The organism is Paenibacillus pinisoli (assembly GCF_003605435.1).
Classification (GTDB): domain Bacteria; phylum Bacillota; class Bacilli; order Paenibacillales; family Paenibacillaceae; genus Pristimantibacillus; species Pristimantibacillus pinisoli.
This window is the reverse complement of the sequence record NZ_QXQB01000002.1, coordinates 1,158,821-1,181,273: the sequence shown is the minus strand read 5'-3', so window position 1 is coordinate 1,181,273 and position 22,453 is coordinate 1,158,821. Positions and strand designations below refer to the sequence as shown.

Here is a 22,453-nt window from a genome sequence, read left to right as displayed (position 1 = left end):
AATGAAGGCCGTATATGTGGACGACGCTTATAAAGTCGTAGTGAAGGAAGTAGACAAACCGGCAGTGGGGCATAACGATGTATTGATCAGAGTCAAAGCGGCAGGCATATGCGGATCGGATATTCATACGTACAAGGGACTACATCCTTTCCGCAAGCCGCCGGTCATTATCGGGCATGAAATTGCGGGAGAGGTTGTCGAGGTTGGGCCAGGCGTTACCAAGTTCAAGGCTGGCGATCGCGTGACGGTGGAGCCGCAGACAGGCTGCGGCCATTGCGAATATTGCCTAGCAGGCCATGTCAATTATTGCTCTGAACGCGGAGCGCCCGGAATCGGCAGCTGGTATGGGGCCATGGCGGAATACTTCGCCGCGCGGGAGCTGACGGTGTTCAAGCTGCCGGATGAGATGGATTATGACAGCGGCGTTCTGGTAGAGCCTTTCGCTGTGGGCGTTCATGCCGTCAGGAAGGCGGAGATTCAGGTAGGCGACAAAGTGGCGATATTGGGGGCAGGGCCGATCGGATTGCTGGCGATGGCGGCAGCAAAGGCCGCAGGCGCTACAACTATGCTCGTTACCGATGTGATGGACTACGCTCTTGGAATCGCTTCCGAGATGGGCGCTACCCATACAATGAACACTATGGACCGGCAGGACTGGACGGAGGAAGCCAAAGCGGAGGTCGGCGGGGAATTCGACAAAGTGCTGATTGCAGTAGGCGTTCCCGGCATTATCGATCAATCGCTTCGCTTGCTTCGCAAAGGCGGCCGCATCGTAACGATCGCGATGTTCCACGGTACGCAAACCTTTGATATTCATAACTTGCAAAATCAAGAGAAAGAAATTATCGGCTGCATGACCTATACCAGAGTCGATACCATGACAGCCATCGATCTTCTAATGGCCGGAGCCGTCAATGAGCAGGCCATCATCTCGCACAAGCTGACCTGCGATCAAGCGGCCGAGGGCTTCCGCCTTGTCGACAAGAAGGAAGATCAATCCATGAAAGTGCTGGTTACATTCTAGGGACGCGAGTGAATCGCGTCGATGCGCAGGGTATATCCGGGCGGCGCATGCCGCCGCTTCGGCTGCCATACATCATAAGACTAACTCATAGGGGGATGTATCATGTTCAAGAAGCTTGCAACAATCATGGTCATTACAGCGATGTTCGTTACCGCTGCCTGCGGCAATGGCGGCAATGCCGGCACAGGCGGTTCCGGAGACGGCGGCGGATCATCGAATGAAAAAACAGTCAAGCTGCGTCTCGGCCATATTACGGGCGAAAGCGACGCATGGCATATCGGAGCAATGAAATTCGCCGAACTGGTAAAGGAGAAAAGCGGCGGCACCGTTGAGGTCGACGTATTCGCAAGCTCTACGCTGGGCAATGACCGCGACTTGATCGAGGGCATGCAGCTGGGTTCCGTAGACTTTGCGCTGGTAGCAGGCGTATTGTCCAACTTCCATGAGCCATTCTCGATTCTGGAAGTTCCTTATCTGTTCCGTGACCAAGAGCACTTGGAGAAAGTGCTGTACGGCGAAGTGGGCGACAAGCTGAAGGCGGACCTGCTGTCAGATGCGACCATTCGCGGCCTTGAGTTCTGGGTGCGCGGCCCGCGCCAGCTGACCACGAACAAGAAAGTAGAGAAGGTTGACGATCTGAAAGGCGTGAAGATCCGCGTACCGGAAATTCCGGCATCGATTGAAGCGTGGAGCGCGATGGGCGCGTCGCCAATGCCGATGGCCTTTGGTGAAGTATATTCTTCGCTTCAGACAGGCGTTATCAACTCGCAAGAGAACCCGCTTGCCTTTATTTCGAGCAACAAGATGCAAGAGGTTCAGGATTACCTGGTTATGACGAATCACGTTTACGGCTATGTTCTTCTGGCGATGAGCGATATTACGTATAACAAGCTTTCCGAGAACCAGCGCAAGGCAGTCGAAGAAGCAGCCAAAGAGGCGACCGAGTTTGAAAACGCTTTAGTGGCGGAGCAGGAAGAGAAGTTGCTGAAATCGCTGCACGAGGAAGGCATGGAGCTGATCGAAGTCGATACGTCCGCATTTGCTGCGAAGGTACAGCCTGTATTGGAGAAATTCGCAGCTCGTTACGGTCAAGAGCTGTATGACAGCATTGTCGCAACAGAATAGAACTTATGCAAGCTGGAAGCCAACTGTGTGATAATTCAGCTTGCTTGTACAACTAATTGGGGCCGGCTTATCCTCGATTCACCATTGGAAGAACGTCGGCCTATATTGTGAAATTTTCCGTACGAAGACGGGAGGATAAAGGATGAAAGCGATCATCAAAGGAATTGATGTCGTCAACAAGCTTGTCGGCTATGTCGTAGGCTTGATGCTCATGGTGATGTCAATTCTCGTTATTATACAGATTATTAGCCGCTTCGTCGTTGACGTTCCGATCCATTGGACCGAAGAGCTTGCGCGGTATCTCATGATTTACACTGTATTTTTTGGCGCTGCACTGGCGCTGCGTCACCATAAACTGATAGCGGTAGAAGTTATCGCGGAGAATATTAAGCCCAAAGCCCGTAAAATTTTAAAAATTGCCGTAATGGTGATTACAATTGTATTTATGCTTATTTTGACAGTGAAAGGCTTTGAGATGATGCCGATCGTAGGCAAGCAGACATCTTCTGCTATGGGTATGCCTATGAGTATGGCGTACATGGCCATTCCTGTTGGCGCTATGCTTATGATTATGAATGCGATTGCAGTTATTTTGGAATTTCTGACGAATGAGCATGTAGAGACAAATGAGGCTGCACTAGAACTTCAAGCGGTTGAACAGCAAGGAAAGGGGGAGCAGCTGTAATGGGTCTGATACTGTTTATTTGTTTGCTGCTATTCTTCATTATTGGCGTTCCCGTTGCTGTCGCCATGGGACTTGCTTCAGCCGTAGCAATCTGGTGGGACGGGGGTACACCGCTAATCGTTCTCGTACAGAGGTCATTCACCTCGATAGACTCGTTCCCGCTTATGGCGATTCCGTTTTTCGTACTTGCAGGCGTTTTGATGGAGTATGGCGGAATATCCAAGCGCCTAATAAATTTTGCCAATGCGCTGACGGGTCATTTCTCCGGAGGTCTGGCATTCGTAACGATCGTTACCTCGATGTTTTTTGCGGCAATTTCCGGGTCGGCGGCTGCAACAACAGCAGCGCTCGGCAGCATTCTGATTCCGGCTATGATACGGCGTGGCTATCACCGCAATTTTGCCGGCTCAGTCCAGTCGGTATCCGGTGAGCTGGGCGTAATCCTGCCGCCATCCATTCCGTTGATCTTGTACGGCATCTCGACCGAGACGTCCATCGGGGACCTCTTTATGGCGGGTTTCCTGCCCGGCCTTCTTATCGCAGCCTCGCTTATGATTACGGTTGTCATTATCGCGAAGAAAAGAAAATACCCAAGCGAGCAGAAAAAGACGGGCAAGGAATTATGGGTGGCATTCAAGCAGTCTTTCCTTGCTTTGCTGATGCCTGTCATTATATTAGGCGGCATCTACGGCGGCTTCTTTACGGCAACGGAGGCGGCTGGCGTAGCGGTGCTGTATTCCTTCATCATTGGCGTATTCGTCTACCGCGAGATTAAGTTCAAGCAGCTGATGCATGTATTCACATCCTCAGTTGTGACTACATCGGCCATTATGTTTATTCTGGCCAGCGCCGGTCTGTTCGGCTGGATTATGACACGAGAGGGCATCCCTCAGATGGTGGCGGAATTCTTTATCAGTTTCTCGGATAGCGCAATAGTCTTCTTGCTGCTTGTCAACTTATTCTTGTTATTCATCGGCATGTTTATGGAAACCAATGCTTCGATTATTATCTTGGCACCATTGCTGTTGCCGGTTGCGGTGCATCTTGGAGTAGACCCCGTACACTTCGGTATGATTATGATCGTTAACTTGGCGCTTGGCATGTGTACGCCGCCGCTTGGCATCAACTTGTTCATATCTTCGTCGATTGCCAAGATTAATCTGCTCCAGATAACGCGGGGCATGATTCCTTTCTATATTGCATTGCTCATAGCGCTAATGCTAGTCACCTATATCCCGCAAATCTCGTTGTTCCTGCCTAGTATATTGAAGTAAGGGAACACCGAGCTGCGCTTCAAGCGGGCAGAGAGTAGCGGTCAGCCAGCACGAAACCCAATACGAACGAGAGGAGCTGAAGCGAAGATGCCTTCCGTCGAAGCGGTAGTGCAGCAATTGCAGCATACTGGCAAATATATGATGCAATACGGCCTTGCCTGGGGCAATGCCGGCAATATCAGCGCCAGAACCGAAGCGGATCGTTATGTCATTACAGCGAGCGGAACCTTCCTCGGAGAACTGGACGAGGGCGATCTCATCGAATGCGATATGTCCGGCGCTGTCTATGGCACAGAGCGCAAGGTTCCGTCCAAGGAGACGCCTATGCACCGAGCGGTCTATGAGAGCCGCCCGGAGATCGGTGCAGTCCTGCATGCATCGCCATTCTACAGCGCGCTTGTCGCTTGCTCGGATATGGAGATTCCGTCCAACTGGTTTGTGGAGACGATGTATTATTTGGAGAAGGTTGAGCGAGTGCCTTATTATCATCCCGGCACTGATGCTCTTGGCGAAGGCGTTCGCGAGAAAGCGAAGCATGCCAATATATTGCTGCTGGAGAATCACGGCGTTCTTGTGTACGATACGTCAATTCGGGAAGCGCGCATGGCGCTGCAGACGCTGGAGATGGCCTGTCGCATGCTGGTCGTCTCGCAATCGGCGAATATCGGCATGACGGGTTTGCCGCGTGGCACGGAGATGGATTTCCTGGAGAAAGCGGGCTATAAGCCGCGCAGGCAATGGAATCTGTCATAGCTGCAGGTGAATGAGAGCTTAGCGATAAGGAGATGTCTCATCAGGTTATGAACCTGATTGGAGACATCTCTTTTTTGTGTGATACAGTGACATTAATTTATTTTATCCAGCTGATATTTAAGCTTCTGAATAAAGATTTTGGATGCATGCGGAAGCGGCTGCTCCTCGGAACGAACCCAGCCCAGATAGACCGGATCGTTATCTGCAATATCCAGATCAATGGTTGCGATGCCTTTGGCTGAAGAGGGAGGGTAGAACGAAAAGTCGAGGCCAATCGTAATCGCCGAGCCTTCCTCCACCGCTTTGATGATGGCATCTTTGTTGTTCGTGTAGAACAATACATTAAGCGCACCGTAGCGGGATTCGAAGTCTTGAATGAACCATTTCAAATAATCGTCGTTATACAAGACAAGGGGCTGGCTTCGCAACATATCGGGCGATAGCGACGATCGCTGTGCAAGCGGCGAGAAACGGCTGACTCCGGCAATCAGCTTGCCCTCCAGCAATCTCTCAAAGGCTACGCTCATATGGCGATGCAGCTCTTCATTCCAAATAATAAGCCCGAGATCGATCTTGTTGTGCCGAAGGTCGTTCAAAATCTCGGTTGTTCCTTTTTCGGTAATTTCCAGCTCAACACGGGGATAGTCCCGCTTGAAGCTGATGATCGCATCGACGAATAAGGAGAGGGGGACCGGTATGGCCGCCAGTCTGAGCTGTCCGCTTAGCTCGGAAGTATAGCTTTTGGCCTCCTCCTCGATTTCATTGATTTTGGCCAGCACCTCGAACGCCTTCTGAATAATGGCTTTGCCTTCCGCTGTCGGAACCGTGCCGGTCCGGGAGCGATGGAACAGCGCAAGCCCTAGCTCCGCCTCCAAGTTGGAGATGGATTGGCTGACAGCCGAGACGCTGATATGGAGGTTCTGAGCGGCACCGGTTACAGAGCCGGTTTTGGCGACCTCCACGATACAAGCCAGCTGCTCCAGCTGCATGCTTACCGCCTCCATTTACCTTAAGCTGTACTTAAGTAACATTTAATACGTTTAAATTTACTTAAATATAAAACAGCAGTACGATGATGACAAGACCTTATTCAATAGATGTTCACAACTTGGTCGTGTCTGAAAACCCGTTACCCCCTGAGTTCTCAGACACGCCCTAGATCAACGGGAGGTTGTTCAGATGACAACATCAAAACGTGTAGCGGTAATTACCGGCGGAGCGAGCGGCATCGGCCGTGAGACGAGCCTTCATTTTGCCCGTAAGGGAGACCGTGTCGTGGTAGCTGACTTTAACGAAGCGGGCGGACTTGAGACGGTAGAGCAAATCGTGAAAGAAGGCGGAGAGGCGATCTTCGTCAAAGTTGACGTCTCGAAGCAAGAGGAAGTCGATGCGCTTGTCGACAAAGCGGTAGAAGCTTACGGCAGAATCGACGTTATGTTCAACAATGCCGGTATCGGCGGCGCGGGCCCTGTGCTGGATCAGAATATGGACTTGTATCACCGCACTATCGCCATTAACCAGCATGGCGTTGCGTATGGCATCATGGCAGCGGGCAGAAAGATGCGCGAGCTTGGCATCAAAGGCATCATCATCAACACCGCATCGGTATTCGGCTTCCTGGCATCGCCCGGAACATTCGCTTATCATGCGACCAAAGGCGCTGTCATTATGATGTCCAAATCAGCTGCTCTTGATCTGTCGCCGCATGGCATTCGCGTCGTAGCCGTTGCTCCTGGCGCAGTGGATACGCCGATTATCCAAGGCTATAAGGACAATGGCATGCTCGACAGTATGAGAGCCAAAGTCATGGGCGGCGAGCTGACGAAGCCGGAAGCTCTCGCGAAGACGGTATACCTGATCTCGCTGGATGAAGCTGAAGCGATCAACGGCAGCGTCGTCATGGCGGACCAAGGCTACGCTTCTTTTAAATAAACGATCCAATCTATAGCCTGAAGAAAACCACAACGGTGAACCTGCACCTCGCTTGTTAGATGAGGTGCAGTGCAAGCCAGCGTTGTGGTTTTTTCTGATGCGAGACCCTGCTTATTGCATGTTCCGATTGGCGTCATATTGTTTCTTGGCCTTGTAGGAGCAGAAGCCGGCCAGCACAATCATGACCGGAATAGTCATCCAGAGGAAGCCGCGGCCCAGAGCAAAAGGCGTCTCGAACAGGAACGAGCCCCAGAACGCCGATCCCTGCTTCTCCCATAGCCCTGGTGTCAGATATAGCTCTTTGGGATTCAGGAATGCGGCAAGGTCAATGCTCTTTGTGGTAAGCAAGACGGCGAAGAGCGGAATGAAGCATGCGGCGAGCGACGTCCACATATCCGCCAATCTTTTGTAGCGTCCAGCTTTGGAGTCCATATCGGAGAAGATATCTTCCCCCATTGCTGTACCTGTTTTCCTGAAGTACTGAGCGCCGGAGCTTCTAGTACCGGCTATATGCGTCCAGCCGCAGTCCTCGAACAAAGCTAGGTAGTCCTCGAAGTCGGAAGTACGGCGGAAAGTGCGGTAATCGATGCGAATGACCGTGTCGAGGCCGGACACAGCAGGCTCGAATTCATAGCCAAACATCGACTTGCGGGCCAGGAGATGGCCTTGGCTTGCCATATCATTCAGCCATTGTTCTTCCTTCTCCAGGTCGACAAAATATTTATGTCTGCGCATGTCCTTACCTCCTGTAGTTCCATCTGTCATTCGTCACGTTAATCATATGCATCATCCGGTCGAAGTCAGCTCTTAGCATGGCTGCTCCATTCTCTGTGATCACGTATACTTTGCGGCGGCTGTCCTCGCTCGGAACGGGTCCGATCCATCCCAGCTTCAGCAAGTTATCGATAGCGCCGTATAGCGTTCCGGCTGCCATTCGCACCTGTCCGTGGCTGAGCTCCTCCACCTTCTGCAGAATGGCGTAGCCATGTGCGGGTTCAGTTAAGGCAAGGAGGATATAATAGACCGTCTCGGTAAGCGGCAAATGTCTGTCTCTCTGCATCAGGTTCTCTCCTGTATGGTTATTCTGTGTAATTATACAACTCAACTGTATAGTTCGACTGTATAGTTTGATTATATACAGTTGAACTGTATATGGCAATAGGGCTATGGATTTTTAAGTAAGCAAGTGCTAGGCTGAATAAAGAGGTTAAATGCTTGGCGATTGTAGCGAAGGAGGCTGCTCATGAGTGCGAACGGCTTAATATTGGAAGGCGGAGGCATGCGCGGGATATATACAGCGGGCGTGCTGGAATATTTCTCAGAGCATGGGATCTATTTTCCGTATACGATCGGCGTATCGGCCGGCGCTTGTATGGGAGCGAGTTATTTGTCCCGGCAGCTTGGACGCAATCGTATTGTGAATGTGAATTGGGTGAGCGATCCCAGGTATATATCATGGAGAAATCTATGGAGGAATGGGCAGCTGTTCGGCATGGATTTTATATTCGACGAGATTCCGAACAAGCTGGTGCCGTTTGATTACGAAGCCTTCCAGAATAGTCCGGAGGAATATGTGATCGGTACGACGGACTGTATAACTGGCGAGGCCGTCTATTACCGTAAGAGTGATCCCGGATATGATTTGCTAAAGCTTCTGAGAGCATCAAGCTCACTTCCTTTCATCGCTCCGATTGTCGAGTTCGGAGGCAGGAAGCTGCTCGACGGAGGCATTGCCGATCCGATCCCGCTGCGAGAGGCGGAGAAGGAAGGCTACAAGCGCAATGTGCTCATACTGACGCGCAATAGTGACTATCGCAAATCCCGCTCTCGTTTTCCATGGCTGCTTAAGCGCGCTTATGCCAAATATCCGAAGCTGGTCGAGACCATGCTGCACAGATATGAGGTCTATAACGAAACGTTGGCATATATCGAAAGCCAAGAGAAGTCGGGCAATGTGTTCGTTATTCGGCCGCAGGAGCCTCTTGTTGTGGGCAGAATGGAGCGGGATCCGAGGAAGCTGGATGCGCTCTACATGCAGGGCTACCGCGATGCGGGCAAGCTGATGCCGTCGCTTCAGGAATGGATGGGGAGTACCGCCAAAGATAAAGTCAGCCAATAATGGCTGGCTTTTTTTGTGTATATATTTTTGCTTACTGGACCGAATAGAAACATTTTTCTTCCGTTGTAATACTTCCGCCATGTTCGCTTTTGCCGTATTCTGGCATGATGAAGGAGGTTAATCGTCAGCACTCCTGTTCCGAGGCGCGAACTTCTGACGTTCCGCAGTGCCGGCCGGATCGGACCCGGCATACTGAACAATGGGGCGGCGTTAATCCGTCAAAACAGTTATTGGGTTCGAATCCCAATCGCCCATAGGGCGCCAGGTTGGACACTCGATAAGGGATCGAGCAATTGAGCAATGTAGAAAAGGTCTTCTTAAGGATCGGTCGGGGCAGCGGCGCCGCGTATTCCTGCGCTTCTTCGCAAGGAGAAGAGGCAAGCGAATGTGAAGGGCGCCGCGGGTTCCGCTTTGGCCGGACTTTGCAATCCGGGGATGCGGATAGCGGCAGGCGAACGGGCAAGGCTGCGGACACATGAGCAGGCATGGATGGCAAGGGCTCCAGCGTCTTTTCATGGCAGCTGCAGCCGACCGGCGCCGAATGCGAACCGGCGACATGGATTCCGTCACGATGCCGAAGGGCCGGTCCTGTAGAGGATCAATATCTGAGCCGAGGTGAATGAAATGAAAAAATGGATGGAAACCACAATCGTCAAGCAGGATGAGCGGGGATTGCTTTTTCATAAAGGAAGCTACAAGAATGTCCTGAAGCCGGGAACATACCGCCATGCGGGATGGTCGGGCAACGAAATTATAGTGCTGGAAGTGTCCAAGGCATTTGCGGTTCACGGCAAAGAGCTCGCGTTGTTCCGTCAGGACGCGGAGCTTGCTCAAGAGGTGGCATTTGTGGACGTTCAAGACAACGAGTATGTGCTGCATTATGAAGACGGACGCCTTGTTTCGGTATTGAGTGCGGGCAGCTATGCCTATTGGAATGTGCTGAAGGAGCATCGTTTCACGCGTGTCGATATTCGCCAGCCTGAGCTGCCCGCCGAATTGGCGGCTTCCATGCCGATGCGGCTGATGTCTTATTGTACCGTCTTCGAGGTGGCGAGCCATGAGCGTGGAATGCTGCATTATAACGGGGTGTTCCAAAGAGAGCTTGCGCCGGGCAAATATTATTTTTGGAAAAACGGTCCGGTAGGCGTGCAAGTGAAAGTGGTCGACCTGCGCCAGCAGCAGCTGGATCTGACGGGCCAGGAGATGATGACGGAGGACAAAATTACGCTGCGGCTTAACTTTGTGTGCCAGTATCAGATCGTCGACCCGGTCAGAACGCTTGAGATAAGGGGCTTCGAAGAGCAGGTCTACATTACGCTGCAGCTGATCCTGCGGGAGTATGTGGGCACCATGAAGCTGGACGATCTGCTGCGCGTGAAACAAGAGATCGGCGCGTATGTGCTGGATCGCTTGAACGGGCATAGCCCCCGGTTCGGCGTCCGATTCGCGTCGGCTGGCGTGAAGGATATCATATTGCCCGGCGAGGTGAAGGATATCCTGAATACCGTTCTGCTAGCGGAGAAGCGGGCGCAGGCGAATCTGATTATGCGCCGCGAAGAGACCGCTTCGACTCGGAGCCTGCTCAATACGGCGAAGCTGATGGAGGAGAACGGAACGCTCTACCGCCTGAAGGAGCTGGAGTATCTGGAGAAAATATGTGACCGGGTAGGCAGCATCTCGCTGACCGGCGGGGGCAACTTGCTGGAACAGCTGAACGCTTTGGTTGGCGCGAAAAAAGCCGGAGATCATTCGTGATATAATGATCTTTGGCTTTTTTGTTTGTATCGCAAATCAGAGCAGCAGGGCGGCTTTACTAATCACGTGTATCTGATCGATACTGAGTAACGGCGTGGCGGAGAAAGGAGAGTAGAGCACATGAATACAGACCATATAGAAGGCGCAGTCGTACGCGAAAAAGGATTGACCGGGAGGATCACCTTGGGCATGGGCTGCTTCTGGAGCCCGGAGGCGCTATTCGGCGCAATGCCTGGCGTGCTTTGCACACAGACCGGCTATGCGGGCGGCACGGCGGATCATCCGACTTATCGGGAGATGGGGGATCACACGGAATGCATTCAGCTAGAATTCGATACCGAAGTCATAACCTTCGAGGAGCTGGCAGCAATCTTCTGGGAGCGTCATCAGCCCGTCAATATTAACGGCTACAAAGGCAGGCAGTACCAATCGCTGCTTATCTATGAGACGGACAGCCAGCGTGAAGCCATTGACCGGGTGCTTCAGAATCGGGAGCGCAGCGGGCTTGGAAGGCCGGAGACGGACATTGTGCCGTACAGTATCTTTTATGCTGCAGAGGAAAGGCATCAGAAGTATTACCTGAAGCGGTATCCGCAAGCGGTCGAAGCGCTCACTTCCCTGTATCCTTCGCACAACAGCCAGTTGAACAGCTCTACGATTGCCGCCAGGCTGAATGGCCTCGCGAAGGGCTTTACCAATATGGAACGCATTAAGCATGAGGTAGAGGCTTGGGGGATCGGTGATGGGGCTAGAAGCCGGCTTTTAGAAACCATCACTTCCATTCGGTGGTAGAAAAACGATAGCTGGACCTAATTAATAATGCTATAATTTTCTAGCAATTATCCGGCTGCCGAAGGCTGAGGGCGAAAGGCATTGGCTGCCAGCGAATATGGGGGAGACGCATGAAGGTCTATCTGATTTTGACGCAAATTTTATATGTGATATGCTTGCTGCCCTGGTTTGTGTTCTGGGGATTGTCTTTTATGAGCTTTGCCAATGGGATCGGGTTTGGCAACACAGCTTTTGTGGCAGCGATTTCGGCTTATCCGATAGCGGCTGTGGCTTGTTCGCTAATTGCTTGGCTCATTCATAAAAAGAAGGCACGGACGGCGGTTATCGTTAATTTGATACCGATGCTTTGGATTATCGGGCTGGGATCTCTATTATTATTATAAAATAACAGGCCGTCAGGGCGGGGCGACTCGCTGCTGGCGGTTTTTTTTGTCTATTAGGGTACAGGAGAATGTCTTGTCATCCTTCGTTGTTCATAATACGATTAATGCAGTGAAAGATTACGGAGGCTAATCATTAATGAACATGCCGGGTGCAGAGGTAATGGGACGGTTTGTAGGACGGGCAAGGGAGAAGGCGCTGCTGGAGAAGTGGCTGGATCATGCGGAGGCGCCGCTCACTATGCTAGGGATTACCGGAATTGGCGGAGTCGGCAAGTCCACGCTGCTGTCTGAGTATATGCGGGCTGGCTCTGAGCGGGGATTGCTTTGTTTGTGGCTGGACGGGAGACATTTGCTTCCTTCGCCGCTGGCTTTCATGGAACAGTTGTCGGCGGCCGTCGCTTTGGAAGCCGGAGGGGGCTATGGGTCAGCGCCATTGGAGCCTCTCTTCAAGGCAACGCCGAAGCGGCGTGTGCTCGTCTGTCTCGACAATTACGAGGATATGCGGATGCTGGAACGCTGGCTGATCGATGCATTAATCCCTAAGTTCTCCAGGCAAGGCATCCTGCTGGTATTGGCCTCGCGTCCTGCATTTTCTATGGACTGGTCAACGCACCCGCAGCTCGGCGCATCGTTTCGCTTGATAGAGCTTGAGAACTTTAACCGCATGGAGACGGAGAGTTATTCAGCGGTGAGAGGCCAGAGGGACGATTCGCGCCAGAACGCCGGCCTGTACGAGCTGACCGGCGGACACCCGCTGACCTTGGCGCTTACGCTGGAGACCTTGGAACGAGGCGGTGTCCTGTCTGCGCAAGGAGCATTCCAAATCGCCAGACAGTTTACCGCACGCATGCTGCAGGAGCTGGCGGGCTCCGGGCTGCTACCGCTTGTGGATGTCTTGTCCGTGCTGAGCAGCGCCAACCAAGAGGAATTGGCGCATATTAGCGGCAGAGCTGTATCAAGGGAGGAATATGAGACGCTTGCAGGGCTTTCCTTTATCCAGCAGACGCCAGACGGAATCGGGCTGCACGACTCAGCGCGTCTGCATCTTCTGCGGGACCTGAAGCTGCGCGAGCCCAGCCGCTTGCATGAGCTGAGGGACCGCGCCATGGGCATGCTGTATAACCGGCTGCAGCAGAACGGGAACCGCGCGATTCGGATGCGGATCGCATCCCAGATGCTGCATATTTGCCGGGAAGCTTTGCCGCTGCTCAATCGCCAATATGCGGATATATCGGCAGAGCCTATTGCCGGCAATCTGGATTTGCCGCGCAGGGATGATTGCCGGATGCTGCAGGAGCTGCTGAGGCAATGGTGCGAATATAGCGTTGAAGCGGAGCAGGCTCTTAAGTATCAGCGGATGTTCGAAGAGGTATTCGCTAATTCGCCCGAAAGCATTGCAGTGCTGCGAGACCGGGCGGGAGAACCAATCGGGATGATTATCATGACCCTTCTGCACCGGGAGACCAGCATTCTATTGGCGCGGAGCGAGTTCGACGAGCTGGAGGAATGTGAAGCCGTGATGGATGTCTATGGCTCGCCGGATAAGGCCGATACATACTTGGCCGTCCTTGTTGCCGCACGCGGCGATCATCCGAGCTATACAAGGGAAGAGCTTGTCGGCCATATGATTCTGGACCGGATGTCGCTGCTTGGCGAGGGGATCAGAGTGCTGCTTGTTGCGACGAATCAGCATTTGAAGGCATTTTTGTTGGGACTGGGGTTCCAGGCGAGCCCTGCTGTCACTGGCAAATGCGATACGTCATTCGCCCGTTCCGAGCTGTTGTCGATCGATCACCGCACCGGCGGCTTCGGCGTATGGATGATGAACTTCTGGCGCAATGCCCATTCCGCCGCTGAGGATCCTGCAGATTTGCCGTATGAGCTGACGGAAAGGGAAAAGGAAGTGCTTAGGCTTATGTCAGAGGGCGCTTCGAACAAAGAGATTGCTGCCAGCCTCACGGTAACTAGCGAAACTGTGAAGTCGCATGTCCGCAACATATTCAGAAAGCTGGACGTCGACCGGCGGATGAAGGCTGTTGCGGTGGCCGAGAAGCTGAACTTGCTGAAGTGACAGGAACTCCAAAACAGCTATAATTGTTTTTTACATTGAAGCTGTTGCATTCATGGAGTATGATTGCTCTATTACATTTGGAAAGGGGGCCGAGGGCCGTGATTGTTCATCTGATGAGAATTCGAAATGCTAACCCGGTTAAACTTGATTTCATTGTCCTTCGGCCTCTACGGGCCTGAGCTGAGATGAAGCGGCAGCGCGCATCCCATGGGTGTGCACTAGTGCCGCTATATTCCCTATGCTTGAAGACCGTAAGCCATTGGGCTTGCGGTTTTTTTCATTTTCCAAGATAAGAGAGGATACACGAATATATGAATACTAACAACCAAGAAACGTATTACCGGCGGGTCGATCTCCCGGCCGGAGATCTCCATATTTATGCAAGCGACAGGCTGTTCCACGATATGGGGGCCAAGGTACTGGAGATGGCGAACAATAATTTGCAAATCCCCAACATCCGCTATATGAGCTATACGCCGGATGCGCATGTAGGTATCGGAACCTGCATCGGCACGACGGCGGTATGGGGAGAAGAGGACGGGTTTGTATCTCCTTCCATAGTGGGCAGCGATATCGGCTGCGGGATGCGTGTCCATGTGACGAACTTGAAGGCGGACCAGATCAAGGATGTCAGGCTGAGACGAAAGCTGGTGAAGGCGATAGAGCGGCTCATTCCGGTTGAAGCTCATGCCAGAGGACACTTCTCGGATATCAGACTGGAGCATGTGCTGCGCAAGGGCCTTCACGGCTTGCCGGGCAAATATGTGCCGGATGCCTATACGCCTAGGCGCGCGACCTCGCTGACACATGTGGAGAGCAGCGGCTTCCGCTTTGATGAGAATGCTCTGAACCGGCTCCCGGAGCCGGTATGGCACCGGTCGCATCGCCAGCTGGGCACGCTGGGCGGAGGCAATCACTTCATCGAGATTCAATCGCTGCAAATTAACCCTGAGAATCGGGAAATCGCTGAGCAATGGGGACTCTTCGACGGGCAAGTGGTCGTGATGATTCATAGCGGGTCCCGCGCATGGGGAGGCTCGGTGAATCAGTATTGCAGCACCGATGTAGCGAAGACCATGAGCAAGCTGGGCCTTGGCACGGCAGACCCCAAGCTTCAGTACGCGCCTCTAGACAGCCAGGCTGGGGATACGTATACGAATCTGATGTATTCCGCGCTGAATTATGCCATTGTGAATCGCCATTTGCTGGCTTATGCGGTGCGGGAAGCATTCCGAGAAGTTCTCGGCCCGGCGGCAGAACTCAAAACGCTATATGATTTGATGCACAATTATGCGTGCGCAGAGGGCGGGGAGGATCGATATTTCGTCCACCGGAAAGGAGCGACAAGAGCGCTTCCGGCGGGCCATCCCGGCAATCCGGCGCCTTATGCGGCGACAGGCCATCCCGCTCTAATTCCGGGATCGATGGGAACATCCTCCTATTTGATGGTGGGAGCGCCCGGCGGCGCAAGCAATTATTATTCCATCTGCCACGGAGCGGGGCGCGTTCGTTCCCGGAATGCCACGAAGCAGCTGGTAACCGTCGATGAATTCGCTGCGGCCATGCGTGTAGGTCAAGAAGACGAGATCGTTGTCAACCATCGCGCGCTGGAGACCATTCTGGATGAGTCTCCCCAAGCCTACAAGGATGTTGACCAAATAATCGAAAGCGTCGCAGGAGCCGGTCTTGCCACTGTCGTGGCCAAATGCAGCCCGCTCGCGACAGTAAAAGGAGTATAGCCATGAGAGCAACTGCGCCATTCACCCCAGTCGTCATGAACGCAGCCCCCAAGATGGAAGCTGCCCCTTTCCTTGCTCCTCGGGGCAAGGGAGCTTCTCTATCGGGCAAGGTCTACTTTGATTATCCGGAGACGGTACGCCGCATCTTTCACTATCTGCAGGAGCGGTTCGGTTGTCCATTCCGCCTCTACTACCAGGAGGACAGCAATGATATGTGGGACTCGCTGGAGGAGGATATCCGCAGAGGGCATCCCGGTGTCGAGCATGGGGCCAGCCTCTACGACCTGGTAGAGACGGATACATTCCGCTATGAAGCGGATCCCGCCTTGGCCTTGCGTCAGGGCGGGTACGAGATCAGGCCGTCCGTCCGCAACAACCTGTTCCTGTATCCGGAATTCAAGGTTGCGTTCGCCCGTATCCCCAAAATGCTCAATCACGGATTGGGCTATGAAGATTTGATCTTCGCCGAGCATGACGAAGGGATGGCCGCGTTCCTGTCCGATATGAGGGTACGCCAGCTCGCCAGCCGGAAGATTATGCTCTACAGCGATACAAGGGACGGGCTGGAGCGGGAGACGATTAGCGCGTCCAGTCCTGTCGAACGGGACGATGTCTTCATGGATGAGACGTTGAAAACGCATATTTACCGCTCGGTAGACGAATTTTTCAACGAGGAAGGCTCCTTCTTTCAGACATACGGCATTCCGTATAAGAGGGGAATACTGCTCTATGGCAAGCCGGGCAACGGCAAGACGACGCTGGTGAAGTCGATCTCCGGCACGGTGGGCGCCCCGGTCGCCTACTGGCAGATTACGGAGTATACGAACAGCGAATCGATCAGCGAGGTATTCTCGGCAGCCGTACGGATGGCTCCGATGGTGCTCGTCATTGAGGATATCGATTCCATGCCGGAATCATGCCGCTCGTATTTCCTGAACATTCTGGACGGGGTTGCCTCCAAGGAAGGCGTCTTCCTGATCGGAACAACCAATTATCCCGAGCGGATCGACCCTGCGCTCATGAATCGCGCCGGGCGCTTCGACCGGGCTTATGAGGTGAAATCGCCGGACGAGCCCCTGCGGCTTGCTTATATGCAGCGCAAGGGAATGGAGAAGCTGGTCGACGGCGATACCATGCATGAGGCGGCGAGACGGACAGACGGTTTTACGTTCGCCCAGCTGAGCGAGCTGTATGTGTCGGCGGCGCTGCAGATGCATTATGAAGGCGAAGTGCGGCTGATGGGCATTATCGATGAGATGAAGTCGGATTATTCGAAGAGCAAGAGCGGCGACTGGATGAAGGATAGAGGCTCCGTCGGATTTTTGTAAATCCTAGAGGTCTAGTCCGTCAACTGGACATAAAAGGGCAATCAATCAAGGCCATGCAGGGAAAGTTCCGCTGTATGGCCTATTAATCGTGGATTTGTCATATTATCCGGGCCGAAGTTATTTGCTACCATGGAGGAAGATACGGAGGCAAAGGGGAATAGCGGCATGCATTCGATCGAACGATGCCATGAGATGATGGACACGGAGCTGGTCCGACTCGCGCAATCCGGCAGTGATACGGCTTACAATGTGCTGATGCAGAGGCATCGGGGCCGAATGCTTCGCTGGTCGCTGGAGGTGACGCGGGAGAGGCATATGGCAGAGGATGTGCTTCAGGATTCAATGATGCGAGCTTATATGCTGCTGGGCGCGCTGCGCGAGCCGGAGAAATTTCTCGGCTGGATGAAGCGGATTGTGCGCAATCGCGCCTATCGGATAGTCCGCAGGGGAGGGCCGTACGCCAAGGAGCTTCCTTTTGCCGCCTACGGGAGCAGGGACGCTTCAAGCAATGAAGAGGAGACGGTAGAGTGGCGGATTCATACGCTGCTTTCCGCATCGCGTGCGCAATGCCGGGATGACAATCCGCTTGAGCTGCTTTTGCGTTACGAGAACGAGCAGGCATTATATCGCCTGCTTCGCTTATTGAACCGAAAGGAGCGAGGCATGCTGGAGGAGCTGGTGTTCTATCAACGTACGCCGCAGGAAATTGCCAGCCTGTATGATACCTCTTCCGCTAATGTATACACAACGCTGTCAAGGTCGCGGCGCAAGCTGCAGCTGCTGACTTATCAGTCGAAGCTGACTCAATACTTGAAGGAGCGATCCAGCGGCGGGGAAAAGCGGCGAAGCAAGCAGCTTGGCATTGATAGCCTATACTTCGGGGAGATTTGGGATTCATTCGCCTTATGCGTGCTTCATGCCATTCAATATAAGGATAGCGTCCGATACACGCTTCCCGAGATTATGGGACGAACCGGCCTTGCATTCCGGTTGCAAGTAAAGCGGACGTCGGTCGATGCCAAGGCGGTAAGAGGGATTCATTGGCCCGCTGTGTACAGGAAGGCGCTTCGGCGGCTGGGCTACCAGTCTGCGAGCATTGGCGACGGGGGGAAGGTATCATCGGTGAGCGATAAGCTGATGGAGGCATATGCATTTGTCCAACAATCGCTGGATGCCGGCCATCCCGTTATCGTGTGGGGCATCCGGGTCGAATATTTTGCTCTCATACACGGATATGACGACCAGCGTCGCCGCTTTCATATGACGGGGCTGTTCGAAGGGACGGACATTCCCTATGAAGAGCTTGGACCGGCAGGCAGCTCGGAGCTGTTCGTGCTGTCTCTCGGGCGGTTTGCCGAAGTTGAGCCTATAGAAGCGTTAAAAGCGGCTTTGACCGATGTGATCGAACATGCGGAAGGAGATGAATCCTCGCCTAATACGGAGTATGCATACGGCCTTGCTGCTTATGATGTCTGGATGGGTCTGTTAGACTTAGGAAAAGCCGATCCTCACGAGCATGCCCACCTCGTATGGAGCACGGCAAGCAGCCGATATTTTGCTTATCAGTATTTGCTGGAGCTGAAGAAGGAATGCGCAGCCTTCGGTATGTGCGGCCGGGCGCTGGCAGAGTTGGCCGGAGAAGCGGCTGCGTCATACCTGGAAGCGCTCGCCGGTTTCCAGCGGCTGAAGACGTTGTTCCCCTTCCCCCATGGCGGAAGAATGGACCGGAGCGAGATCAGGAAGGAAGGCGTCTTGCTGCTTCGAGGCATTCGGGATGCGGAGCGCAGCGGAGTAAGCCGTTTAAAGACGATGCTGCAGCTTTTGACATAAAAAAGTTGTAAGAAAATACACGCGGCCGGGATCATCTTATTGGGGCGCAAGCTTGCGCGATTGATAACGATGGAGGGATACCGATGGCGAAGAAGTGGCTGCTGCTTTTGGCGGTGTGTGTAACGCTCGTCACAGGCTGCGCAAAGACGGGCAATGATTCGTCCGTGGAAGACGGGGCGAAGGGGCAGTATCGGGGAGATCTGCACAATACAGGCGTATTCGAGGCAAGCGGGCTTCCGGTGCTGACCGGCGAGAAGTGGAGTGTGAAGCTGGGGAGCAAGACCCACAGCTCTCCGGTATTAGCGGGAGATACGCTGTATATCGGAGATGAAGCGGGGATGTTCTATGCGGTGAATGCCGAAGACGGGACGGAGAAGTGGACATTTCAGGCCAAAGGCGCCATCCGGTCTTCTTCTTTTGCGGCAGGCGATTTCATTTATTTTCTGGATGGGAAGTCCAATCTGTATGCGCTCGACAATAAAGGGAGGCAAAAATGGACCGTGGAGCTGGACAGTCAGCTTGCAGTGAAGAATGTAGACTACTGGGATTATTATTACAGCTCTCCCGCTGTGGACGGCGATACGCTCTACGTAGGCTCAGAGGGCAGCTTGTTCTATGCCATTGACCGCAAGGACGGCTCAGTGATTTGGTCGCATGCTCTGGAGGCAACCGTGCATGGAAAGCCGGTAGTCACTGAGGACCGTGTCTATGCCGCCGACACGCGGGGCAAGGTGACCGCTCTGGATCGCAAGACTGGCGAACAGATATGGTCGGTTACTCACGGCATGATTCATGGGGGTCTAGCCTATAGAGATGGCGTATTGTATTACGGCTCCCGCGACCAATACGTTTATGCGACAGATGCCGATACCGGCAAGGAGCTGTGGAGCCATCGGTCGCCGAGCGGATCTTGGATCGCCTCATCGGCTGCCGTGAGCGAAGAATATGTCGTCATTGGGGCATCAGATTCCAAAGTCGTGCATGTATTCGACAGGCTTGGCGGAAAGAATCGTTTGGATTTTCCGCTGGCCAGCAGAGTGTTTGGCTCGCCGTCCATAGCGGGCAAAATCGCTTATTTTGGCTCGGCATATACAGATAATTCGCTTGGCATTGATGCTTTTTATGCGATTGACCTGGAGACGGGCAAGGAGCTATGGCGATTCGAGGGAACGAAGGCGCCTATACTATCCTCGCCTGCCATTGGCGACGGGGCGGTATATTATGCTTCTCAGGACGGCTCCCTCTATGCGCTGCATTAAGACGCCAGTCGCACACGAATAAGACAATGGACTCTTCGCCAAAAAATGCAAAGGTCCAACACCGTAAGCTGCCGGTACCCGCGGCCCTCTTCCAATCAGGTAGAGGGCCGTTATTCGTATTCAGCTGGGCATGCGCCGTGGAGCGGGCATTCGCCCGTTCATATGCTGACGGTAAGCATCATTGTGAAGGGAGGTTATTGCGTTATGGCTAAGAAAAAGGCCGCCGAGCCGGAGGTTTCTTTATCGGACGGCCTGCTGATTCTTTCATCGGTGATGCTGGTCATCTCCGGCGCATTTGCCATTGCGGGATTGGAGAAGGCGAAAGTAGAAAAAGACACAAGCATTGTCGCGCCTATTGCTTCGACCTTGTAATTTCATCGATTTTCCATGCGTCCATCGGAGACAGACGGCCCAGATGGAAGAGGCTCATGGTTTTGTTCACGCATTTCCCTCCGCGCGCCTGGCAAGTCTCTACCCGGATTGCAGCCGTCAATGCCGTGCCGGGAATATCTTCCGACTCTATAAACTGGTGGCGAATTGCGGCTTCCTCAGCGCCGAAATGTCTGCTATTCGCTTGCGGCGACAGGCTGTCTGCGAACACGGCGCGCATAAGCGCCCGGTCGCCATATTCATTGGCAAGAAAGAAGGCATTGACGGCATCATAGGGATCGAGCGCGCCGATAAAGCGCTCAAGCGTCCCGGATGCTTTGGCGACCATCAGCTGATGGCCCAGATCAATATTTCCTTTGCCATGAGTGGCGCTCCCCTGGAAGTGAATGCAGAAGTGTCCCCGGAAGCCGTTGTCCGGGATGCCGTCCCCGCCATGAGGCATGCCATGCATGGAAGCGGCCAGCGTACGGCCATTGGCAATGACCAGAATCGCCCTGCGATGCCAGCTCCACTTGCCGCCGTAGATTTCCTTCATCGTCTCGCTGTCTACTTTGGTCAAAGGCTGCACATCTGCATGGCTGCTCCCGGCCCTGCGCTGTGCATTGAAGCGAAGGCCGGTCTCCAGATCGACGACCGTCAGGTTGGCCTTGCGCGGAATGACCGATTTCGCTTCCTGCCATGGAAGCAGCTCTCCGTAATGTTGAGAGCGCAGTTGCCGCGCTTCATGCAAGAGCTTGCTTCTGGCGGCAGGCCTCAGGAGAAAGACTTGTCCGTCTTCCCGATGAAGATTGCCGAGTGCGTCGAGCGTATAGATCATAATGCTGTTCCCTGCAGTCTGCCGGACCGTAAGATAGAGATCGGAGGCAGGCTGCGGCCCGTTCCCGATGCTCATCAAGCCATCCAGCAGCGCAGGCGGCAGCGGCTTGACTGATTCATGCTGCGCATCTGGGGAGGACCGCACATGAAGCTCAGCGCTCGATGGGGCTGCGTCGGCATGACCGGAGGCATATGCCAAGCCGATGACGGTGAAGAGAAAGGCGGATAGAATTGTTTTCCATACAATGACGACTGGCAAGCTTTGCAATGGACGATTCATAATCAGTCTCCTTCTTAAAAGGTATAGCTTTGCGCTGAATAAGGAAATCCTACCCGTTAGGCATCTTGAAATTACGAGTAGGAGTGAGTACGGTGAAATGGAAAGCGGCTATGGCTCTTTGTTGCATCATGTTGATGATGCCTCCGGCTGCCGGGGCAACTCCCGCTGCGGGCGCGAAGGAACGAAAATATTATGAGACAAGGGGCGAGATCGTCTGGGAAGTGCCGACGCAAGAGAAGGTGATTGCCCTGACCTTTGACGACGGGCCAAGCCCGGAGGATACGCCTGAAATTTTGAAGCTGCTGGCGGAATATGATGCGAAAGCTACGTTTTTTATTATTGGAAAACATGCGGAGCGCTATCCAGATATCGTGAGACAAGAAGTTGAAGGGGGACATGAGCTGGCGAATCATACGTTCAATCATCCTTTCTTTAACAATCGTTCTTCACTTGCTGCGATGAAAAAAGAAATTGAACAGACAGAGGAGACCCTTACTCGCATCACGGGCCGGAAGCCAACTCTTTTCCGTCCTCCGGGAGGCTACTACAGCGACCGGCTGGTCGATGCGGCCAAGGCTTTTCACTATCAGGTTGTGCTTTGGTCCTGGCATCAGGACACGGAGGACTGGAAGCGGCCGGGCGTACATAAAATTGTGAACAAGGTCCTCCGCAATGCGAGGAATGGAGATATTATCTTGTTCCATGATTTTGTGGGCGGGCAGTCCCAGACGGTGTCTGCGCTGCAGCAAATCTTGCCCGAGCTGAAGCAGCGCGGCTTCCGGTTCGTCACCGTATCGGAATTGATCGGGTACGATCAAGTGCCGCATGTGAATCAGTAAGACCGGTAAGCGGTCCGGCGGATGCCGGGCCTTTTTGCGTTTTTTGGAAGATAACCGGG

The 22,453-nt window shown here is 53.5% G+C and carries 22 protein-coding genes; 18 read left to right on the top strand and 4 right to left on the bottom strand.

Annotation, left to right across the window (positions count from 1 at the left end):
• Position 1 precedes the first annotated feature (1 nt).
• From D3P09_RS12595 to D3P09_RS12575, 5 genes are all read left to right on the top strand, one after another.
• On the top strand, positions 2-1,024 hold the full coding sequence (locus D3P09_RS12595) for a zinc-dependent alcohol dehydrogenase (RefSeq protein WP_120110228.1): 1,023 nt from the start codon (positions 2-4) through the stop codon (positions 1,022-1,024).
• A 102-nt stretch (positions 1,025-1,126) separates the two neighbouring features.
• Complete coding sequence (locus D3P09_RS12590; RefSeq protein ID WP_120110227.1) at positions 1,127-2,149, top strand: TRAP transporter substrate-binding protein; 1,023 nt, start codon at positions 1,127-1,129, stop codon at positions 2,147-2,149.
• A gap of 142 nt (positions 2,150-2,291) precedes the next feature.
• Positions 2,292-2,834 carry a TRAP transporter small permease gene (locus tag D3P09_RS12585; protein ID WP_120110225.1) on the top strand — a complete coding sequence of 181 codons (543 nt, stop codon included), beginning with the start codon at positions 2,292-2,294 and terminating at the stop codon, positions 2,832-2,834.
• Positions 2,834-4,108, top strand: coding sequence for a TRAP transporter large permease (locus tag D3P09_RS12580; protein ID WP_120110223.1), 1,275 nt, complete (start codon positions 2,834-2,836; stop codon positions 4,106-4,108). Before D3P09_RS12585 ends, D3P09_RS12580 begins: the two co-directional genes overlap by 1 nt.
• A gap of 87 nt (positions 4,109-4,195) precedes the next feature.
• Entirely contained in the window at positions 4,196-4,861 is a 666-nt protein-coding gene (locus D3P09_RS12575) for a class II aldolase/adducin family protein (protein WP_120110222.1), read from the top strand.
• Between the two features lie 92 nt (positions 4,862-4,953).
• Here the strand turns inward: D3P09_RS12575 and D3P09_RS12570 are convergent, their stop codons facing one another.
• Positions 4,954-5,850 (bottom strand): LysR family transcriptional regulator, encoded by an 897-nt coding sequence (locus tag D3P09_RS12570; protein WP_120110220.1) that lies wholly within the window; start codon positions 5,848-5,850, stop codon positions 4,954-4,956.
• Between the two features lie 190 nt (positions 5,851-6,040).
• On the opposite strand from D3P09_RS12570, the gene D3P09_RS12565 reads away from it, so the two are divergent.
• Positions 6,041-6,793 (top strand): SDR family NAD(P)-dependent oxidoreductase, encoded by a 753-nt coding sequence (locus D3P09_RS12565; protein WP_120110219.1) that lies wholly within the window; start codon positions 6,041-6,043, stop codon positions 6,791-6,793.
• 111 nt (positions 6,794-6,904) lie between these two features.
• Here D3P09_RS12565 and D3P09_RS12560 read toward each other — a convergent pair whose 3' ends face one another.
• The gene (locus tag D3P09_RS12560; protein ID WP_120110217.1) at positions 6,905-7,528 is read right to left on the bottom strand and encodes a DUF2812 domain-containing protein; all 624 of its coding nucleotides are present in this window, start codon (positions 7,526-7,528) and stop codon (positions 6,905-6,907) included.
• Positions 7,529-7,532: 4 nt separating this feature from the next.
• Complete coding sequence (locus D3P09_RS12555; RefSeq protein ID WP_120110216.1) at positions 7,533-7,853, bottom strand: PadR family transcriptional regulator; 321 nt, start codon at positions 7,851-7,853, stop codon at positions 7,533-7,535.
• Positions 7,854-8,036: 183 nt separating this feature from the next.
• Here D3P09_RS12555 and D3P09_RS12550 point away from each other — a divergent pair, with 183 nt between their 5' ends.
• The 11 genes from D3P09_RS12550 (at position 8,037) to D3P09_RS27670 (ending at position 20,441) form a co-directional block, all read left to right on the top strand.
• Positions 8,037-8,912: a patatin-like phospholipase family protein gene (locus D3P09_RS12550; protein ID WP_120110214.1), complete on the top strand. Its 876-nt coding sequence runs from the start codon at positions 8,037-8,039 to the stop codon at positions 8,910-8,912.
• A gap of 387 nt (positions 8,913-9,299) precedes the next feature.
• Positions 9,300-9,506, top strand: coding sequence for a hypothetical protein (locus D3P09_RS27375; protein ID WP_133304997.1), 207 nt, complete (start codon positions 9,300-9,302; stop codon positions 9,504-9,506).
• Between the two features lie 30 nt (positions 9,507-9,536).
• Entirely contained in the window at positions 9,537-10,667 is a 1,131-nt protein-coding gene (locus tag D3P09_RS12540) for a slipin family protein (RefSeq protein WP_243644114.1), read from the top strand.
• A gap of 120 nt (positions 10,668-10,787) precedes the next feature.
• On the top strand, positions 10,788-11,459 hold the full coding sequence (locus D3P09_RS12535; RefSeq protein WP_120110211.1) for a peptide-methionine (S)-S-oxide reductase MsrA: 672 nt from the start codon (positions 10,788-10,790) through the stop codon (positions 11,457-11,459).
• A 110-nt stretch (positions 11,460-11,569) separates the two neighbouring features.
• Positions 11,570-11,842 carry a hypothetical protein gene (locus D3P09_RS12530; protein ID WP_120110209.1) on the top strand — a complete coding sequence of 91 codons (273 nt, stop codon included), beginning with the start codon at positions 11,570-11,572 and terminating at the stop codon, positions 11,840-11,842.
• A 136-nt stretch (positions 11,843-11,978) separates the two neighbouring features.
• On the top strand, positions 11,979-13,913 hold the full coding sequence (locus tag D3P09_RS28100; protein ID WP_120110207.1) for a LuxR C-terminal-related transcriptional regulator: 1,935 nt from the start codon (positions 11,979-11,981) through the stop codon (positions 13,911-13,913).
• Positions 13,914-14,224: 311 nt separating this feature from the next.
• A complete protein-coding gene (locus D3P09_RS12520; RefSeq protein WP_120110205.1) occupies positions 14,225-15,652 on the top strand; it encodes an RtcB family protein in 1,428 nt (475 codons plus the stop codon).
• Positions 15,653-15,654: 2 nt separating this feature from the next.
• Positions 15,655-16,980, top strand: a complete 1,326-nt coding sequence (locus D3P09_RS12515) for an AAA family ATPase (protein WP_243644111.1) — start codon at positions 15,655-15,657, stop codon at positions 16,978-16,980.
• Between the two features lie 165 nt (positions 16,981-17,145).
• Complete coding sequence (locus tag D3P09_RS12510; RefSeq protein ID WP_165867416.1) at positions 17,146-18,810, top strand: RNA polymerase sigma factor; 1,665 nt, start codon at positions 17,146-17,148, stop codon at positions 18,808-18,810.
• An 83-nt stretch (positions 18,811-18,893) separates the two neighbouring features.
• Positions 18,894-20,069 (top strand): PQQ-binding-like beta-propeller repeat protein, encoded by a 1,176-nt coding sequence (locus D3P09_RS12505; protein ID WP_120110202.1) that lies wholly within the window; start codon positions 18,894-18,896, stop codon positions 20,067-20,069.
• Positions 20,070-20,273: 204 nt separating this feature from the next.
• Positions 20,274-20,441, top strand: coding sequence for a hypothetical protein (locus D3P09_RS27670; RefSeq protein WP_165867415.1), 168 nt, complete (start codon positions 20,274-20,276; stop codon positions 20,439-20,441).
• Here D3P09_RS27670 and D3P09_RS12500 read toward each other — a convergent pair.
• Positions 20,422-21,555, bottom strand: a complete 1,134-nt coding sequence (locus tag D3P09_RS12500) for a hypothetical protein (protein WP_120110200.1) — start codon at positions 21,553-21,555, stop codon at positions 20,422-20,424. The two genes, D3P09_RS27670 and D3P09_RS12500, sit on opposite strands and share 20 nt — an antisense overlap.
• A 110-nt stretch (positions 21,556-21,665) precedes the next feature.
• Between D3P09_RS12500 and D3P09_RS12495 the strand changes: the two genes are divergently transcribed.
• A complete protein-coding gene (locus D3P09_RS12495; RefSeq protein WP_120110817.1) occupies positions 21,666-22,394 on the top strand; it encodes a polysaccharide deacetylase family protein in 729 nt (242 codons plus the stop codon).
• Positions 22,395-22,453 lie beyond the last annotated feature (59 nt).

Coding starts and splice junctions, on each gene's coding strand:
- D3P09_RS12595 (WP_120110228.1), top strand. CDS start 2: ATGAAGGCCGTATATGTGGACGACGCTTATAAAGTCGTAGTGAAGGAA.
- D3P09_RS12560 (WP_120110217.1), bottom strand. CDS start 7,528: ATGCGCAGACATAAATATTTTGTCGACCTGGAGAAGGAAGAACAATGG.
- D3P09_RS12530 (WP_120110209.1), top strand. CDS start 11,570: ATGAAGGTCTATCTGATTTTGACGCAAATTTTATATGTGATATGCTTG.
- D3P09_RS12520 (WP_120110205.1), top strand. CDS start 14,225: ATGAATACTAACAACCAAGAAACGTATTACCGGCGGGTCGATCTCCCG.
- D3P09_RS12535 (WP_120110211.1), top strand. CDS start 10,788: ATGAATACAGACCATATAGAAGGCGCAGTCGTACGCGAAAAAGGATTG.
- D3P09_RS12510 (WP_165867416.1), top strand. CDS start 17,146: ATGCATTCGATCGAACGATGCCATGAGATGATGGACACGGAGCTGGTC.
- D3P09_RS12570 (WP_120110220.1), bottom strand. CDS start 5,850: ATGCAGCTGGAGCAGCTGGCTTGTATCGTGGAGGTCGCCAAAACCGGC.
- D3P09_RS12515 (WP_243644111.1), top strand. CDS start 15,655: ATGAGAGCAACTGCGCCATTCACCCCAGTCGTCATGAACGCAGCCCCC.
- D3P09_RS12580 (WP_120110223.1), top strand. CDS start 2,834: ATGGGTCTGATACTGTTTATTTGTTTGCTGCTATTCTTCATTATTGGC.
- D3P09_RS12500 (WP_120110200.1), bottom strand. CDS start 21,555: ATGAATCGTCCATTGCAAAGCTTGCCAGTCGTCATTGTATGGAAAACA.
- D3P09_RS12550 (WP_120110214.1), top strand. CDS start 8,037: ATGAGTGCGAACGGCTTAATATTGGAAGGCGGAGGCATGCGCGGGATA.
- D3P09_RS12555 (WP_120110216.1), bottom strand. CDS start 7,853: ATGCAGAGAGACAGACATTTGCCGCTTACCGAGACGGTCTATTATATC.
- D3P09_RS12585 (WP_120110225.1), top strand. CDS start 2,292: ATGAAAGCGATCATCAAAGGAATTGATGTCGTCAACAAGCTTGTCGGC.
- D3P09_RS12590 (WP_120110227.1), top strand. CDS start 1,127: ATGTTCAAGAAGCTTGCAACAATCATGGTCATTACAGCGATGTTCGTT.
- D3P09_RS12565 (WP_120110219.1), top strand. CDS start 6,041: ATGACAACATCAAAACGTGTAGCGGTAATTACCGGCGGAGCGAGCGGC.
- D3P09_RS28100 (WP_120110207.1), top strand. CDS start 11,979: ATGAACATGCCGGGTGCAGAGGTAATGGGACGGTTTGTAGGACGGGCA.
- D3P09_RS12505 (WP_120110202.1), top strand. CDS start 18,894: ATGGCGAAGAAGTGGCTGCTGCTTTTGGCGGTGTGTGTAACGCTCGTC.
- D3P09_RS27670 (WP_165867415.1), top strand. CDS start 20,274: ATGGCTAAGAAAAAGGCCGCCGAGCCGGAGGTTTCTTTATCGGACGGC.
- D3P09_RS12540 (WP_243644114.1), top strand. CDS start 9,537: ATGAAAAAATGGATGGAAACCACAATCGTCAAGCAGGATGAGCGGGGA.
- D3P09_RS12575 (WP_120110222.1), top strand. CDS start 4,196: ATGCCTTCCGTCGAAGCGGTAGTGCAGCAATTGCAGCATACTGGCAAA.
- D3P09_RS12495 (WP_120110817.1), top strand. CDS start 21,666: ATGGCTCTTTGTTGCATCATGTTGATGATGCCTCCGGCTGCCGGGGCA.